This is a genomic window from Streptomyces sp. NPDC002138 (genome assembly GCF_040296485.1).
GTDB lineage: Bacteria > Actinomycetota > Actinomycetes > Streptomycetales > Streptomycetaceae > Streptomyces.
Window position 1 is genome coordinate 12,566 of the sequence record NZ_JBEOXE010000044.1, and the last position, 15,073, is coordinate 27,638.

At 71.9% G+C, this 15,073-nt stretch carries 12 protein-coding genes; 3 read left to right on the forward strand and 9 right to left on the reverse strand.

Annotated features, from left to right (window positions below):
• Positions 1–5: 5 nt before the first annotated feature.
• The 5 genes from cimA to ureA all read right to left on the reverse strand — a co-directional run bounded on the left by cimA (position 6) and on the right by ureA (position 6,192).
• Positions 6–1,628, reverse strand: a complete 1,623-nt coding sequence (gene cimA, locus ABT084_RS25860) for a citramalate synthase (protein ID WP_351048383.1) — start codon at positions 1,626–1,628, stop codon at positions 6–8.
• A gap of 295 nt (positions 1,629–1,923) precedes the next feature.
• Positions 1,924–2,559, reverse strand: coding sequence for a TetR/AcrR family transcriptional regulator (locus ABT084_RS25865; RefSeq protein ID WP_351048386.1), 636 nt, complete (start codon positions 2,557–2,559; stop codon positions 1,924–1,926).
• A 27-nt stretch (positions 2,560–2,586) separates the two neighbouring features.
• On the reverse strand, positions 2,587–3,633 hold the full coding sequence (locus tag ABT084_RS25870; RefSeq protein ID WP_351048389.1) for an agmatine deiminase family protein: 1,047 nt from the start codon (positions 3,631–3,633) through the stop codon (positions 2,587–2,589).
• Positions 3,634–3,703: 70 nt separating this feature from the next.
• Positions 3,704–5,437 (reverse strand): urease subunit alpha, encoded by a 1,734-nt coding sequence (locus ABT084_RS25875; RefSeq protein WP_351048392.1) that lies wholly within the window; start codon positions 5,435–5,437, stop codon positions 3,704–3,706.
• Entirely contained in the window at positions 5,434–6,192 is a 759-nt protein-coding gene (ureA, locus tag ABT084_RS25880) for an urease subunit gamma (RefSeq protein ID WP_351048394.1), read from the reverse strand. The genes ABT084_RS25875 and ureA overlap by 4 nt, the downstream gene beginning before the upstream one ends.
• A gap of 156 nt (positions 6,193–6,348) precedes the next feature.
• Between ureA and ABT084_RS25885 the strand changes: the two genes are divergently transcribed.
• Complete coding sequence (locus ABT084_RS25885) at positions 6,349–7,788, forward strand: cytosine permease (protein ID WP_351048397.1); 1,440 nt, start codon at positions 6,349–6,351, stop codon at positions 7,786–7,788.
• Positions 7,789–7,869: 81 nt separating this feature from the next.
• Here ABT084_RS25885 and ABT084_RS25890 read toward each other — a convergent pair whose 3' ends face one another.
• From ABT084_RS25890 to ABT084_RS25905, 4 genes are all read right to left on the reverse strand, one after another.
• On the reverse strand, positions 7,870–8,970 hold the full coding sequence (locus tag ABT084_RS25890) for a branched-chain amino acid aminotransferase (RefSeq protein WP_351048400.1): 1,101 nt from the start codon (positions 8,968–8,970) through the stop codon (positions 7,870–7,872).
• A 229-nt stretch (positions 8,971–9,199) separates the two neighbouring features.
• Positions 9,200–10,240: a 3-isopropylmalate dehydrogenase gene (locus ABT084_RS25895; RefSeq protein ID WP_351048402.1), complete on the reverse strand. Its 1,041-nt coding sequence runs from the start codon at positions 10,238–10,240 to the stop codon at positions 9,200–9,202.
• Positions 10,241–10,375: 135 nt separating this feature from the next.
• Positions 10,376–10,507: a hypothetical protein gene (locus tag ABT084_RS25900; protein ID WP_351048405.1), complete on the reverse strand. Its 132-nt coding sequence runs from the start codon at positions 10,505–10,507 to the stop codon at positions 10,376–10,378.
• A 271-nt stretch (positions 10,508–10,778) separates the two neighbouring features.
• Complete coding sequence (locus ABT084_RS25905) at positions 10,779–11,657, reverse strand: LysR family transcriptional regulator (RefSeq protein ID WP_502969202.1); 879 nt, start codon at positions 11,655–11,657, stop codon at positions 10,779–10,781.
• A gap of 100 nt (positions 11,658–11,757) precedes the next feature.
• Here ABT084_RS25905 and ABT084_RS25910 point away from each other — a divergent pair, with 100 nt between their 5' ends.
• Both ABT084_RS25910 and ABT084_RS25915 read left to right on the forward strand, forming a co-directional pair.
• On the forward strand, positions 11,758–12,771 hold the full coding sequence (locus ABT084_RS25910) for an NADP-dependent oxidoreductase (RefSeq protein ID WP_351048410.1): 1,014 nt from the start codon (positions 11,758–11,760) through the stop codon (positions 12,769–12,771).
• A gap of 117 nt (positions 12,772–12,888) precedes the next feature.
• The gene (locus ABT084_RS25915; protein ID WP_351048413.1) at positions 12,889–14,913 is read left to right on the forward strand and encodes a phosphocholine-specific phospholipase C; all 2,025 of its coding nucleotides are present in this window, start codon (positions 12,889–12,891) and stop codon (positions 14,911–14,913) included.
• Positions 14,914–15,073: the final 160 nt, after the last annotated feature.

Sequence of the window (15,073 nt, forward strand, 5' to 3'; positions counted from 1 at the left end):
GGGGACTACTCCGCCGGCTCCACTCCCGCGCGCAGCAGGCCGTAGGTGAAGGCGTCCTCCAGGGCCTGCCAGGACGCCGCGATCACGTTCGTCCCCACGCCCACCGTGGACCATTCGCGGTGGCCGTCGGTCGTGGCGATCAGTACGCGGGTGGTGGAGTCCGTGCCGTGCTTGCCCTCGAGGATGCGGACCTTGTAGTCGATCAGCTCGAACTTGGCGAGCTGGGGGTAGAAGCGCTCCAGCGCCACCCGCAGCGCCCGGTCGAGCGCGTTGACCGGGCCGTTGCCCTCGGCGGTGGCGACGATGCGCTCGCCCTTGGCCCACAGCTTCACCGTGGCCTCGTTCGCGTGCGTGCCGTCGGGGCGGTCCTCGACGATCGCGCGCCAGGACTCGGTACGGAAGTACTTGCGCGCCCGGCCCTCGACCTCGGCCCGCAGCAGCAGCTCGAAGGAGGCGTCGGCGGCTTCGAAGGTGTAGCCCGCCAGCTCGCGCTCCTTGACCCGCTCGACCACCCGGGAGATCAGGGCGCGGTCCCCGCCGAGGTCGACGCCCAGCTCCTTGCCCTTCAGCTCGATCGAGGCGCGCCCGGCCATGTCGGAGACCAGCATCCGCATGGTGTTGCCGACCCGCTCGGGGTCGATGTGCTGGTAGAGGTCCGGGTCGACCTTGATCGCCGAGGCGTGCAGCCCCGCCTTGTGCGCGAAGGCGGAGACACCGACGTAGGGCTGGTGGGTGGAGGGGGTGAGGTTGACGACCTCGGCGATGGCGTGCGAGATCCGGGTCATCTCGGCCAGCGCGCCCGCGGGCAGGACCGTACGGCCGTACTTGATCTCCAGCGCGGCGACGACCGGGAAGAGGTTGGCGTTGCCCACGCGCTCGCCGTAGCCGTTGGCCGTGCACTGGACGTGGGTGGCGCCCGCGTCGACGGCGGCGAGGGTGTTGGCGACCGCGCAGCCCGTGTCGTCCTGGGCGTGGATCCCCAGGCGTGCTCCGGTGTCGGCGAGGACGGTGGCGACGACGGCGCCCACCTGGGCGGGCAGCATGCCGCCGTTGGTGTCGCAGAGGATGACCACGTCGGCCCCGGCCTCGTGCGCGGCGCGCACGACGGACTTCGCGTAGGCGGGGTTGGCGCGGTAGCCGTCGAAGAAGTGCTCGCAGTCCACGAACACCCGCCGGCCCTGCTCGCGCAGGTAGGAGACGGTGTCCCGGACCATGGCGAGGTTCTCGTCCAGGGTGGTGCGCAGGGCCAGCTCGACGTGCCGGTCGTGGGACTTGGCCACCAGCGTGACGACCGGCGCCCCCGACTCCAGCAGGGCGCGGACCTGCGGGTCCTCGGCCGCCGAACCGCCCGCGCGGCGGGTCGCGCCGAAGGCGACCAGCTGGGCGTGCTGGAAGTCGATCTCGGTGCGGGCGCGGGCGAAGAACTCCGTGTCGCGGGGGTTGGCGCCCGGCCAGCCGCCCTCGATGAAGCCCACGCCGAAGTCGTCCAGGTGCCGGGCGATCGTCAGCTTGTCCGCGACGGTGAGGTTGATGCCCTCGCGCTGCGCTCCGTCGCGCAGCGTGGTGTCGAAGACATGGAAGCCGTCGTCGAGGACCGCGCTCGCCTCTGTCGCCTCTGTCGTCGTCATGCTGATCTGACTCCTGTCGGATGAGTGGCTCCGGATTCCCGCCCGGGGGAAGGCCGCCGTCGCTTGCCCCCATCATCGCGCGCGGTCCGCTCCCGGCAGGAATGGGGCCGGGAAACGAAAAGACCCCTCGCGGGTGCGAGAGGTCTGCGCGCGGGTCTGGGGCACGATGCCGCTGCCGCGAAGTTCTTCCGCGGTCTCAGCGGTCACTGCGGACCGGCGCGCTGCTGCCGATAATCATGGGCTGAGCAAGCACGCCCGCAGTCTGCCACACGTCCCGCCCCGCGAGCGGGCCGTCTCAGGATCCGGTCAGCGGTGGTGCCGTGTCCGGGGATACGAGCGCCTCATCGAGGAATTCCCCGACGTGCGCCAGGATGTCGGCGCGCCCGATCCCGGGCAGGCCCACGGCCAGCTGGATGCTGAACCCGTCCAGCAGCGCCCGCAGCCGGGCCCCGAACCGGTCGGGGTCCACCCGCCGGAACTCCCCGCGCGAGACGCCCTCGGCGAGCAGGGCCACCAGGTCGCGGTGCCAGGCGCCCTCGATGGCGGCCTGGCGGTCGCGCTCCTCGGGCCCGGCGTTCTGGGAGCGGTTCCAGACCTCCATCCACAGCGTCCAGTGCGGATCGCGGGCGCCGAGGGGCACGTACAGGTCGACGTACGCCTGGAGCCGCTCGCGGACCGGGCCGCGGCGGGAGAGCAGGGCGCGCCGCTCGTCGCCGAGGGCGGACTCGCTCCACTCCAGGGTCTGCAGGAGGAGTTCGTCCTTGCTGCGGAAGTAGTAGAGGAGGTGGCCGCTGCTCATGCCGACCTGGCGGCCCAGGCCGGCCATGGTCAGGCCCTCCAGGCCGCGCTCGGCGATCGTGGCCATGGCGGCGACGAGTACGTCCTCGCGCGGCGGCGCGTTCTTCCGCGCGCGTACCCCTCCGGCCACCATGGGCCACTCCTTACCGTCCGCCGCAGGTCAGGCCTTCGGCTGCTGCTGGGTGATGCAGTGGATACCGCCACCCCCGGCGAAAATCGTACGCGCGTCAACCAGTCGCACGGTCCGCTCGGGGAACAGTCCGCGGAAGATCTCGGCGGCCTCCTCGTCGCGCGGGTCGTCGAAGGAGCACAGCACCACGCCGCCGTTGCACAGGTAGTGGTTGATGTAGGAGTAGTCGACCCACTCGCCGTCCTCCTCCAGGACGGTCGGCGCGGGCACCTCGACGACCTCCAGGCGGCGCCCCCGGGCGTCCGTCTGGCCGCGCAGCAGGGCCGCGATCAGCTTGCAGCGCTCGTGGTCGGGGTGCGCCGGGTCGGGCTGGGTATGCACCAGCACCACGCCGGGGCGGGCGAAGGCGGCGACGATGTCCACGTGGCCCTGGGTGCCGTAGGTGCCGTAGTCACCGGCCAGGCCGTAGGGCAGCCAGATCGCCTTGGTGGTGCCCAGGTGGGCGTGGACCTCCCGCTCGACCTGCTCCCGGGTCCAGCCGGGGTTGCGGCCCGCGCCCAGCTGCACGGTGTCGGTGAGCAGGACCGTACCCTCGCCGTCGACGTGGATCGCGCCGCCCTCGTTGACGAGCGGGGTGCTGTACGTCCGGGTGCCGGCCAGGTCGGAGACGTGGCGGGCGATCTTCGAGTCGTGCTCCCAGCGGGCCCACTCCTGGGCGCCCCAGCCGTTGAAGGTCCAGTCCACCGCCGCCAGCTCGCCCGCGTCGTTGGTGACGAAGGTCGGGCCGATGTCCCGCATCCAGGCGTCGTCCAGCTCGCGCTCGACCAGCTCGACGTCGTCCCCGACGATCGCGCGGGCGCTGTCGGCGTCGCCGGGCGCGACGACCAGGGTCAGCGGCTCGAAGCCGCGCACGGCGCGGGCGACGGCGCCCCAGGCCTCCCGGGCCTCGGCCAGCTCCCGCTCGTTGGTGAAGGTCGGGTTCGGGCTGGGCCAGGCCATCCAGGTGCGCTCGTGGGGAGCCCACTCGGGGGGCATGCGGAACCCGTCGGAGGCGGGGCAGGCGGGCGTGGCGGTCATGAGGGGGTCCTTCCGGGCTGCGGGGTGGTGCGGGGGCCGGGCGGGGGCTCGGCGGGGCGGGGCGGGCGGATCAGAGGAAGTACAGGCGGTTCAGCGACACGGAGTCGGCCGCTTCGGAGCGCAGCGGGTCACCGTCGAGGCTGACGAGCCCGCTGCGCGCGTCCACGTCGACCGCGCCCACCCGGGAGTTGAGGAGGAGGTCCTTGGGTCCGATGCCGCGGGTGCCGCGGACGGCGACCCGGCGCCTGCGGGTGGGCATCTCGTCGCTGCCGAGCGCCGCGGCGGCGGCCGAGACGAAGGCGACGGAGATGTCGGCGGCGGTGGCGCCGTACGAGCCGAACTGCGGCCCGAGGACGAGGGGTTCGCAGGTGTCGGTGGCCGCGTTGGGATCGCCGGTGACCCCGTAGGCCGGGAAACCGGACTTCAGGACGAGCTGCGGCTTCGCGCCGAAGAACTGCGGGCGCCACAGCACGATGTCGGCGAGCTTGCCGACCTCGATGGAGCCGATCTCGTGGGCCAGGCCGTGGGCGATGGCCGGGTTGATGGTCAGCTTGGCCATGTAGCGCAGCACGCGGGCGTTGTCGTCGCCCTCGCCGTCGCCCTCCAGCGGGCCCAGCTCGCCCTTCATCTTCGCGGCCATGGCGAAGGTGCGGCGGATGGTCTCGCCCGCGCGGCCCATGCCCTGGGCGTCGGAGGAGGTGATGCCGATGGCGCCCAGGTCGTGCAGGACGTCCTCGGCTCCCATGGTGCCCGCGCGGATCCGGTCGCGGGCCATGGCCGCGTCCCCGGGGAGGTCGGGCTTGAGGTCGTGGACGGAGACGATCATGCCGTAGTGCTCGGCGACCGCGTCCCGGCCGAAGGGCAGCGTCGGGTTGGTCGAGGACCCGATGACGTTGGGGACGCCCGCCATCTTGAGCACGTTGGGGACGTGGCCGCCGCCGCAGCCCTCGATGTGGAAGGCGTGGATGGTGCGCCCGTCCAGGACGCGCAGGGTGTCCTCGACGGAGAGGCACTCGTTCAGGCCGTCGCTGTGCAGGGCGACCTGTACGTCGTACTCCTCGGCCACGCGCAGGGCGGTGTCCAGGGCGCGGGTGTGGGCGCCCATGTCCTCGTGGACCTTGAAGCCGGACGCGCCGCCCTCGGCGAGGGCCTCGATGAGGGGGGCGTCGTGGGAGGAGGAGCCGCGGGCGAGGAAGCCGATGTTGACGGGCCAGGCGTCGAAGGCGTTGAAGGCGTGCTTCAGCGCCCACGGGGAGTTGACGCCGACGCCCCAGACCGGGCCGAACTCCTGGCCGATGATCGTGGTGACGCCCGCCGCGAGCGAGGCCTCCATGATCCGTGGGGAGAGCAGGTGGACGTGGGTGTCCACGGCTCCGGCGGTGGCGATCATGCCTTCGCCGGAGACGATGGAGGTGCCCGTGCCGACCACCACGTCCACCCCGTCCAGGGTGTCCGGGTTCCCGGCGCGCCCGATGGCGTGGATGCGGCCCTCGCGGATGCCGATCGACACCTTGCGGATGCCGAGGACCGCGTCGATGACCAGGACGTTGCTGATGACGACGTCACAGGTCTCGCGGACGGCCGCGGCCTTCAGATGCAGGCCGTCCCGGGCGGTCTTGCCGAAACCGGCCAGGAACTCGTCGCCCGGCTTCTGGGCGTCGTGCTCGACCCGCACGGTGAGGCCGGAGTCGCCGAGCCGCACGCGGTCGCCGGCCCGGGGGCCGAAGACGGAGGCGTACTCGTGCGGGTCGATGTGGCGGCTGCCGGGGGCGCAGTGGTCGCTGTGCCGGGTCTGCTTGCTCACGCCTGGTCTCCGTCCGTGACGTCGGTGCTCTCGGCGGCCCCGGTGGTTTCGGCGGCCCTGGCGACCCCGGGGGCTCCGGTCCCGAGGTAGCCGCAGGCGGCCGCCCGGCGCAGGGCCTCGGCCTTGGCGCCCGGGGCGTCGAGCGGGCCGTCCACCAGCCCGGCGAACCCGATGGCGATGCGCTCGCCGCCGATCGGGACCAGCCCGACCTCGGCCGCGCCGCCCGGGTCGAAGCGGACCGAGGACCCCGCGGGGACGCACAGCCGCATGCCGTAGGCGGCGGCGCGGTCGAAGTCCAGGCGCGGGTTGGCCTCGAAGAAGTGGAAGTGGGAGGTGACGCTGACCGGCACGGAGGCCGTGTTGCGCACGTGCAGGTGCACGGCGGGCTCCGGCTGGGGCGCGCCCGGGCCCGGTACGACCGCGCCCGGCGCGTGCTCGCCGAGGCCGACGGCGCCCCGGATCGGTGACGAGACCACCGCGAGGCGGGATCCGTCGTCGAAGACGGCCTCCACGTGCACCTCGGTGACCACGTCGCTGACGCCGGGCAGGACGTCGTCGGGGCCCAGCACGGAGCGGGCTTCCTCGATGGCCTCCGCCAGGCGCTTGCCGTCGCGGGCGGCCTCGCAGACCGTGTCCGCGACGAGCGCGGTGGCCTCCGGGACGTTGAGCTTGAGCCCGCGGGCCCGTCGGGCCCTGGCCAGTTCCGCAGCGCTGCGGAGCAGCAGCCGGTCGCGCTCCGTAGGGGTCAGCCGCACGCCGATCCACCACCTTTTGAGTCGATGGGTTAGAGCATCACTCTAACTCTTCATTTCCCAGCAGTGAAGCATTGACCTGGGAGCAGGCCTTGGGTCACATTGAATGTCGCTCAAACATTGCATCGCCGCCCCCCGCCCTGCCAAGGGAGTCCCCCCATGCCCATCGAACAGCGCGGAGTCGACACCATCCCGGAGGAGGAGCGAACGAGCGGTCCCCGTGACCTGATCTCGATCCTCCTCGGATCCAATCTCTGCCTCGGTGTGATCGTCTTCGGCTGGCTGCCCCCGTCCTTCGGACTGGGTCTGTGGCCGTCGGTCACCGCCATCGTGACCGGCACGCTCGTCGGAATCGCCGTCACCGCGCCGCTGGCGCTGGTCTCACTGCGCACGGCGACCAACCTCTCCACCTCCAGCGGCGCCCAGTTCGGCGTCCGCGGCCGGCTCGTCGGCTCCGTCGTGGGCCTGCTGCTCTCGCTCGGCTACACCGCCCTGACGCTGTGGATCGGCGGCGACGTGATGGTGGGCGCCCTGTCCCGGCTCACCGGACTGCCGGACACCGGCGTCTCGCGGGCCGCGATGTACGGCGTGCTCGCCGCGTGCACGGTCGTCGGAGCCGTCTTCGGCTACCGCCTCCTGCTGCGCATGAGCAAGATCCTCTCCATCGGCATGGTGGTCCTGCTGGCGATCGGCCTCTACGCCTACGCCCCCGACTTCACCACCACCGCGGCGGAGACCTCCTACCTCCTCGGCTCCTTCTGGCCGACCTGGCTGCTCGCCGCCGTCGCCGCCGGGCTCAGCGGCCCCGTCGCCTTCATCACCCTGCTCGGCGACTACACCCGGTACGTCTCCCCGCGCCGGCACAGCTCCCGCAAGGTGCTCTGGGCCACCGGCCTCGGCCTGCTGATCGGCCTGCTGATACCGCAGCTGTTCGGCACCTACACGGCCCTCGCCGCCAAGGCCGGCGCCGACGACTACGCCGGGCCGCTCGTGGCCGCGTCGCCCTTCTGGTACCTGGTCCCGCTGCTCGCCGCCGCCGCGGCCGGCTCGGTGGGCAACGCCGGGCTGATGCTGTACTCCATGGGCCTGGACCTCGACGCGATCATCCCCCGGGCCACCCGCACCCGGGCCACCGTGATCGCCGCCGCCGTCGCCACCGCCTTCGTCTTCGTCGGCTCCTTCGAGTGGAACGTGCAGTCCGCGATGACCTCCTTCGTGCTGGTGCTGACCGCGATCGGCACCCCGTGGGCCGTGATCACCCTGATCGGCTTCGTCCGATGCCGGGGGCAGTACGACGCCGACGCCCTGCAGGTCTTCAACCGCCGCGCGGTGGGCGGGATCTACTGGTACCGCGCGGGCTGGAACCTGCGCGCCACCGCGTCCTGGGTGATCGGCGCGGGCGTGGGTCTGCTCGCCGTGAGCACCCCCTTCTACGAGGGGCCGCTGCTCGCCCTGACCGGCGGGGTGGACTGCTCCTTCATCTTCTCGGGGCTGGCCGGAGGCCTCGTCTACACGGCGCTGACCGCCCGCACCGGGCCCGCGCGCACCCCGGCCCCCGCCGGGGAAGCGGCCCCCGCCGAGGAGCCGGTCACCGCCTGACCCTCCCGCGGCACACGAACGGCCCGCGCCCCGGGATTCCGGGAGCGCGGGCCGTCGTACGTACGGGAGCGGGAGGCCGTCCTAGCCGAGCGGGTGCATCCAGCCGTGGGTGTCGGCGGCGCGGCCGGTCTGGAGGTCGAGGAGCGCCTTGCGGAGCTTCATGGTGACCTCGCCGGGCTCGCCGTCGCCCTGGGTCCAGTTGGCGCGCTCGGACTTGACCGAGCCGACCGGGGTGATGACGGCGGCGGTGCCGCAGGCGAACACCTCGGTGAGGGTGCCGTTCTCGTTGTCCCGCTTCCAGTCCTCGGTGCTGATGCGGCCCTCTTCGGCGGTGTAGCCGAGGTCGCGGGCGATGGTGAGGAGGGAGTCGCGGGTGATGCCGGGCAGGAGCGAGCCGGTCAGCTCGGGCGTGACGATCCGCTGCGTGCCGTCCTCTTCCCCGTACACGAAGTACAGGTTCATGCCGCCCATCTCCTCGATCCAGCGGTGCTCGACGGCGTCGAGCCAGACCACCTGGTCGCAGCCGTGCGAGGCCGCCTGGGCCTGGGCCACGAGGGAGGCCGCGTAGTTGCCGCCGGTCTTGGCCGCGCCGGTGCCGCCCTTGACGGCGCGGACGTACTCCTCGGAGAGCCAGACGGAGACGGGCTTGACGCCACCGGGGAAGTAGGCGCCGGCCGGGGAGGCGATGACCATGAAGAGGAACTCGTTCGCCGGGCGGACACCGAGGCCGACCTCGCTGGCGAACATGAACGGGCGCAGGTACAGCGAGGCCTCACCGGAGTCCGGCACCCAGGCGCGGTCCTGCTTGATGAGCGCGTCGCACGCCGCGATGAACAGCTCGGTCGGCAGTTCCGGCATGGCCATGCGGCGGGCGGACTTCTGGAACCGCTCGGCGTTGGCCTCCGGGCGGAAGGTGGAGACGGTGCCGTCGGGCTGCTGGTAGGCCTTGAGGCCTTCGAAGATCGTCTGCGCGTAGTGCAGCGTCATGTTCGCCGGGTCCATCGACAGCGGCGCGTAGGGGACCAGCTCGGCGTCGTGCCAGCCGCGGCCCTCGGTCCACTTGATCGTCACCATGTGATCGGTGAAGTGGCGGCCGAAGCCGGGGCTGGCCAGGATCGCCTCGCGCTCCGCGTCGGACAGGGGGGTCGAGGAGGGCTTCAGCTCGATCGTGGGCGTCGTCATGAGTGCTTGTCCTTCACCGGTTCGTAGGGCGGACCGCGCTCACGGCGTACTAGGACGTCCGAGCTTCCCCGTATTCCGCGGCCTCGCGTTCGATTATCGCGCGAGGGGAGGCCTCGGTGAAACGGGGTGTTGTGCGGCCCAGGGGAGATGGTGGCACCCGGGGCCGTACAGGAAAAGCCGCCGGGTGCGGTGTGCGACCCGACGGCTTCCTGGAAGTGGAACTGCCGGGTCAGCCGGCTACTCGTGCGACGAGGGCGTCGCCGATCGCGTCCGTGCTGCGGAAGGTTCCGTCGCGCTCGGCCAGGTCGGCCGTGACCGCGTCCTCGATGCGGGCGGCCTGGGCGTCGTAGCCCAGGTGGCGCAGCAGGAGGGCGACGGAGAGGATCGTCGCGGTGGGGTCGGCCTTGCCGGTGCCCGCGATGTCCGGGGCCGAGCCGTGGACCGGCTCGAACATGGACGGGAAGGCGCCGGTCGGGTTGATGTTCCCGGAGGCGGCCAGGCCGATTCCGCCGGTCACGGCGGCGGCCAGGTCGGTGAGGATGTCACCGAAGAGGTTGTCCGTGACGATGACGTCGAAGCGCTCGGGCTGGGTGACGAAGAAGATCGTCGCGGCGTCGACGTGCAGGTAGTCGGTGGTGACCTCGGGGTACTCCGTGCCGACCGTGTCGAAGATGTTCTTCCACAGGTGGCCGGCGTAGACGAGGACGTTGTTCTTGTGGACCAGCGTCAGCTTCTTGCGGGGGCGGGCGTTGGCCCGCTCGTACGCGTCGCGCACCACGCGCTCCACGCCGTACGCCGTGTTGACGCTGACCTCGGTGGCCACCTCGGCGGGCGTACCGGTGCGCAGCGAGCCGCCGTTGCCGGTGTACGGGCCCTCGGTGCCCTCGCGGACGACGACGAAGTCGATCTCCGGACGGCCCGCCAGCGGGGTGGCGGTGTTGGGGAACAGCTTCGACGGCCGCAGGTTGATGAAATGGTCGAAGGCGAAGCGGAGCTTCAGCAGCAGCCCGCGCTCCAGCACGCCGGACGGGACCGAGGGGTCGCCGATGGCGCCGAGGAGGATCGCGTCGTGCTGCCCCAGGGCCTCCAGCTCCGCTTCGGGGAGGGTCTCTCCGGTGCGGTGCCAGCGCTGGGCGCCGAGGTCGTATTCCTTGGTCTCCAGCTTCACGTCCTCGGGCAGGACCGCGGTAAGGACCTTGAGGCCCTGAGCCACGACTTCCTGGCCGATTCCGTCACCGGGGATCACTGCGAGATTGATGCTGGTCGCCATGTCGAAACCGTACTCCCAGTCCCAGTCCTCGACATGTCCCGTCCAGCATGCGGACGGGACGTGTCGTGAGCAGGGAAGAACCATTCGGTGGCCCGTCGGGAACGGCCGGTCAGCGGCCCGTCGGGGAGGACCCGGTCAGTGGCCGGTCGAGCCGCCGTTGTCACGGCGGTCGAGGGCGCGCTGGAGGGCGGCGGCGGCGTTCTTGCGGTCGGCGTCGGCGGGGCGGGAGCCGTGGCGGACGCGGCGGACGGCAGAGGTCTCGGACATGGTGATCGACTCCTTGAGAAGAGAGGGGGGTCTCCAAGGCGCCGGAAGGGGCGGGGAGCGGTGCGCCACAGGGGTTGCCTGTCTCGGGGCGCACGCTCTCGACCGCCATTCGCTGGATCAGCGAGACGTTCGGCTCCTACAAAGCTAGGCCAGCTCGCCCTGTATGTCTCCGCAGTTACTCGGACTTCCTACTATCTGAGACGGCGAACCGCCCGAAAGGACCCGCGGCGGACCCTCCTCGACCCCCCCGATCCCGCGTCCACCCTCCGTTTCAGCCCCTCTGGGCCCGGAGTTCCCTGATCAACGCCCGGACGGCCAGGGTCGACGCGGATTCCGGTGTGGTGACGTATCCCACCTGCCGCACGGGCCGCACAGGCCCCAGGTCGGTGATCTCGACGGCGTCGGTGGCCTCCCGCAGCGACAGCTCGGGCAGGATCGCCATCCCCAGCCCGCGGCCGACCATCGTCAGCACCATCGCGTCGTCCTCCGCCTTGACCGTGGCGCGCGGGATCCAGTCCTGGGCCCGCCACCAGTCGCGGGTGTACGAGCCGCAGTTCTCGTCCCAGTCCAGCAGGGGCAGCTCCCGCGGAGCCGCGTGCCCGGCCGGGTGGACCAGGGCGTACGCCTCCTCCACGAGCACCCCAGCGAGCAGGCCGGGCGGCAGTGCGCCGGACCCGCCCAGGGTCGCGATGCCCAGGTCGGCGCGGCCCGCGGCGACCTCGCCCGCGCTGCCGGCCCCCAGTTCGCGCACCACGCGCACCTCCGGCCGGATGCCCGGGTGCAGGGCGGTCAGCCGCTCCAGGGCGGGCGGCAGCAGGTGCAGGGCGGCGCTGCGGAAGGCGGTGATGCGCAGCGGGCCCTCGACCACGTCCCGCCCCGCGTCCTGCCCGGCGCCGCGCGCCTCGGCGCCCATCACCTCGTACAGGCGCAGGATCCTGCGGGCGTGGGCGACGGCGCGCTCCCCGGCGGGGGTGGGCCTGGCGCCCGTACGTCCGCGCTCGAAGAGGACGACGCCGAGCTTGGCCTCGCTGCCGCGCACCGAGTGGGAGACGGCCGACTGGGTGAGTCCCAGCGTCTGAGCGGCGGCCGAGAAGCCCCCCGCTCCGGCGACCGCGACCAGCACCCGGAGCTCCTGGGGCAACAGCTCCACGGGCCTCCCCCCTCGTTCCATGAGTGTCGTTCATGGATGGCTCCCATCCATGAACGCAACCCTCTGCCCGGCCCCGGGATTCCTTCCTAGCCTCGTGATCATGACCACGCAGACCGCATACGCCGTCCACCAGAGCGCCCGCCCCACCGGCTTCCCCACCGCCGCCGACTTCCGCCTCGCCGCCTCCCCCGTCCCCTCCCCCGCGCCGGGCACCGCCCTGGTCGAGAACCTGCTCCTCTCCGTCGACCCGTACCACCGCGGGATGATGGACGGCGGCGAGGGCGGCTTCGAGCTCGGCACCCCGCTGGAGGGCCGAGCGGTCGGCCGGGTGACCGCCTCCCGCGACCCGGGGCTGCGCGAGGGCGACCTGGTCTTCCACCGGGAGGGCTGGCGCACGCACGCGCTCGTCACCCGCGGCGTGGCCGGGACCCGCGTGCTGCGCGGCCACGAGGGGATCCCGCTCGAGGCCTACCTGAGCATCCTCGGCGGCACCGGCCTGACCGCCTACGCCGCGCTGACCCGCACGGCCGCACTGCGCGCGGGCGAGGACCTGTTCGTCTCCGCCGCCGCGGGCGGGGTCGGCGCCGCCACCGGGCACATCGCCCGGCTGCTCGGCGCGCGCCGGATCATCGGCAGCGCGGGCTCCGCGGCCAAGGTGGCCCACCTGACCGGAACCCTGGGCTTCGACGCGGCCTTCGACTACCACGACGGTCCGGTCGGCGAGCAGCTCGCCGCGGCCGCCCCGGACGGCATCGACGTGTACGTGGACAACGTCGGCGGCGACCACCTGGAGGGCGCGATCGACGCCCTGCGGGAGTACGGCCGGATCGCCTGGGTGGGCGCGATCTCGATGTACAACGGCGACCGCTCGCCCGCCGCGCCGCGCAACCTCTTCGAGGTCGTACACAAGTCGCTGCGGCTGGAAGGGGTATTGGTTCGCAATCACACCAATCTGCAGGACGAGCTGGAGGACTTCCTCGTTCCGCACCTGCGCAGTGGCCGAATCGGCACCGACACCACTGTTGTCCAGGGCTTCGAGCACACGGTGGAGGCCTTTCTGGGCATGCTCCGCGGGGACAATCTGGGCAAGATGCTGGTCAGGATCGGTGGCTGAATCACACCACCCGAAGTTCACCGAACTCTTACCGCACGGCTGTAGACCTTTGAGCCCCGCGCCGCCACTCTTGCGCCTGACGTGCCGACAGGGCACCGGAGTGGGGAGTGGTGGCCAGTGACACCGATCAGCCGCAGAGGGTTCGTGGGAATCGGCGCGGGGCTGGTGGCGGGGGCCGCCCTGCCCCCGCTCACGGCGTCGGCGGCCGCGGCCGCCGCGACCGGCACGATCACGGACGTGAAGCACGTGGTGATCCTGATGCAGGAGAACCGCAGCTTCGACCACTACTTCGGCAAGCTGAAGGGCGTCCGGGGCTTCGCCGACCGCGCCGCGGGCAACATCCCGGGCGGCTGGGGCATGTTCAACCAGCCCAACTGGGGCGGCCGCCAGTACCCGTGGAAGCTCAGCTCCACCCCGGCCGTCGGCGGTGTCGACGGCGAGACCCTGGCCCAGTGCAACGGCGACCTGCCGCACAGCTGGTCCTCGCAGCACGCGGCCTGGAACAAGGGCCGGATGGACAACTTCGTCACCGGCGTCGGCAACACCCGCACCCTCGGCTACCTCGACCGCGGCGACATCCCCTTCCACTACGGCCTCGCCGACAACTACACCGTCTGCGACGCCTACTTCTGCTCCACCCTCAGCGCCACCGGCCCCAACCGCACCTTCCTGTGGAGCGGCAAGGTCGAATCCGGCAGCAAGGACGGCGGCGACGAGTCCGGACTGACCTGGGAGACGTACGCGGAGGCCCTCCAGCGGGCGGGCATGAGCTGGAAGGTCTACCAGAACGCCCAGGACAACTACGGGGACAACGGTCTGGCGTACTTCAAGAAATTCACCGACGCCGCCCCCGGCAACCCGCTGTGGGACCGGGGCATGGGCTCGGTGCCCAAGGTCACCGGCTCCACCCCCGACGACATCGCGGCGGCCATCCGCGCGGACGTGGTCGCGGGCACCCTGCCGCAGGTCTCCTGGGTCGTGGCCAACGAGGCCTTCTCCGAGCACCCGTACGCGCCGCCCGGCGACGGCGCGCACTTCGTGGACCTGGTCTACCGCGCCCTGTCCGCGAACCCCGAGGTCTTCGACTCCACCGTCCTCTTCCTCAACTACGACGAGAACGACGGGTTCTTCGACCACGTGCCGCCGCCGGTCGCCCCGCCCGGCACCCCCGGCGAGTACATCGACGGCACCCCGATCGGCCTGGGCTTCCGCGTCCCGATGATCGTGATGTCGCCGTGGACCCGCGGCGGCTGGGTCAGCTCCGAGGTCTTCGACCACACCTCGGTCCTCCAGTTCATGGAGACCTGGACGGCGGCGATCGGCACCCCGGCCACCTGTCCGAACATCAGCGACTGGCGCCGCAAGGTGACCGGCGACCTGACCGGCGTCTTCGACTTCGCCCACCCGGTGTACGGGGTCCCCTCCGGCCTTCCGTCCACCGCGAAGGTGATCGGGCAGTCGACCTGCGGCCCGCTGTCCAACCCGGTCCCCCAGGACAACGCCCTGCCGGTGCAGGAGGCCGGCACCCGTCCTGCGCGCGCCCTGCCGTACCAGGTGAACGGCAACCTCGACCGCTTCGAGTTCGGCGCCGCGGGCAAGATCCTGGCCTGGTTCTCGATGACCAACCAGGGCGCGCAGGCGAAGAGCGCGGCGCACTTCCAGATTCGCCCCCACCAGTACCGCGACACCGCGTCCTGGGAGTACACGGTCGACCCGGGCGGCACCGCGAGCGACTACTTCAACATCGGCCTGGGCAGCGGCTCGGGCAAGTACGACCTCTCGATGGTGGGCCCGAACCGCTTCCTGCGCCGCTTCATCGGCGACACGTCGAAGCCGGGCAAGTCCCTTGAGGTGGCGGCCCGTTACGCGACGGAGCCGGGCACCGGCAAGACCGCGCTCTACTTCAAGCTGACCAACGCCTCCGCGTCGGCGGTCACCTTCACCATCCGCTCCAACGCCTACCGCACGGACGGCCCCTGGACCTACACGGTGGCCGCGAACTCCTCCCGCGAGGACTACTTCAACGTGGTGGCGTACGCCAACGGCTGGTACGACTTCACCATCCTGGCGGACTCCGACGGCACCTGGTCGCGCCGCTACACGGGCCACATCGAGACGGGCGCGCCGAGCATCAGCGGCTGATGGCCCGGCCGGGGGCGCCACCGCGCGGCCCCGGCCCCAGTCCAGGGGCCCGGCCCCAGCCCCGGTCCCGGTCCCCGGATTGCGGACGCCGATGTGGTCTATACCAGCCGCATTCGGCCGACGCGGTGCTGTCGGGAGCGGGCCGGGGCTCGGCAGACTC

Bases quoted from the DNA above. Each gene is read 5' to 3' on its own strand.
- ABT084_RS25890 (WP_351048400.1), bottom strand. From the start codon at position 8,970: ATGACGACGCCCACGATCGAGCTGAAGCCCTCCTCGACCCCCCTGTCC.
- ABT084_RS25885 (WP_351048397.1), top strand. From the start codon at position 6,349: ATGCCCATCGAACAGCGCGGAGTCGACACCATCCCGGAGGAGGAGCGA.
- ABT084_RS25865 (WP_351048386.1), bottom strand. From the start codon at position 2,559: ATGGTGGCCGGAGGGGTACGCGCGCGGAAGAACGCGCCGCCGCGCGAG.
- ABT084_RS25895 (WP_351048402.1), bottom strand. From the start codon at position 10,240: ATGGCGACCAGCATCAATCTCGCAGTGATCCCCGGTGACGGAATCGGC.
- ABT084_RS25900 (WP_351048405.1), bottom strand. From the start codon at position 10,507: ATGTCCGAGACCTCTGCCGTCCGCCGCGTCCGCCACGGCTCCCGCCCC.
- ABT084_RS25870 (WP_351048389.1), bottom strand. From the start codon at position 3,633: ATGACCGCCACGCCCGCCTGCCCCGCCTCCGACGGGTTCCGCATGCCC.
- ABT084_RS25910 (WP_351048410.1), top strand. From the start codon at position 11,758: ATGACCACGCAGACCGCATACGCCGTCCACCAGAGCGCCCGCCCCACC.
- cimA (WP_351048383.1), bottom strand. From the start codon at position 1,628: ATGACGACGACAGAGGCGACAGAGGCGAGCGCGGTCCTCGACGACGGC.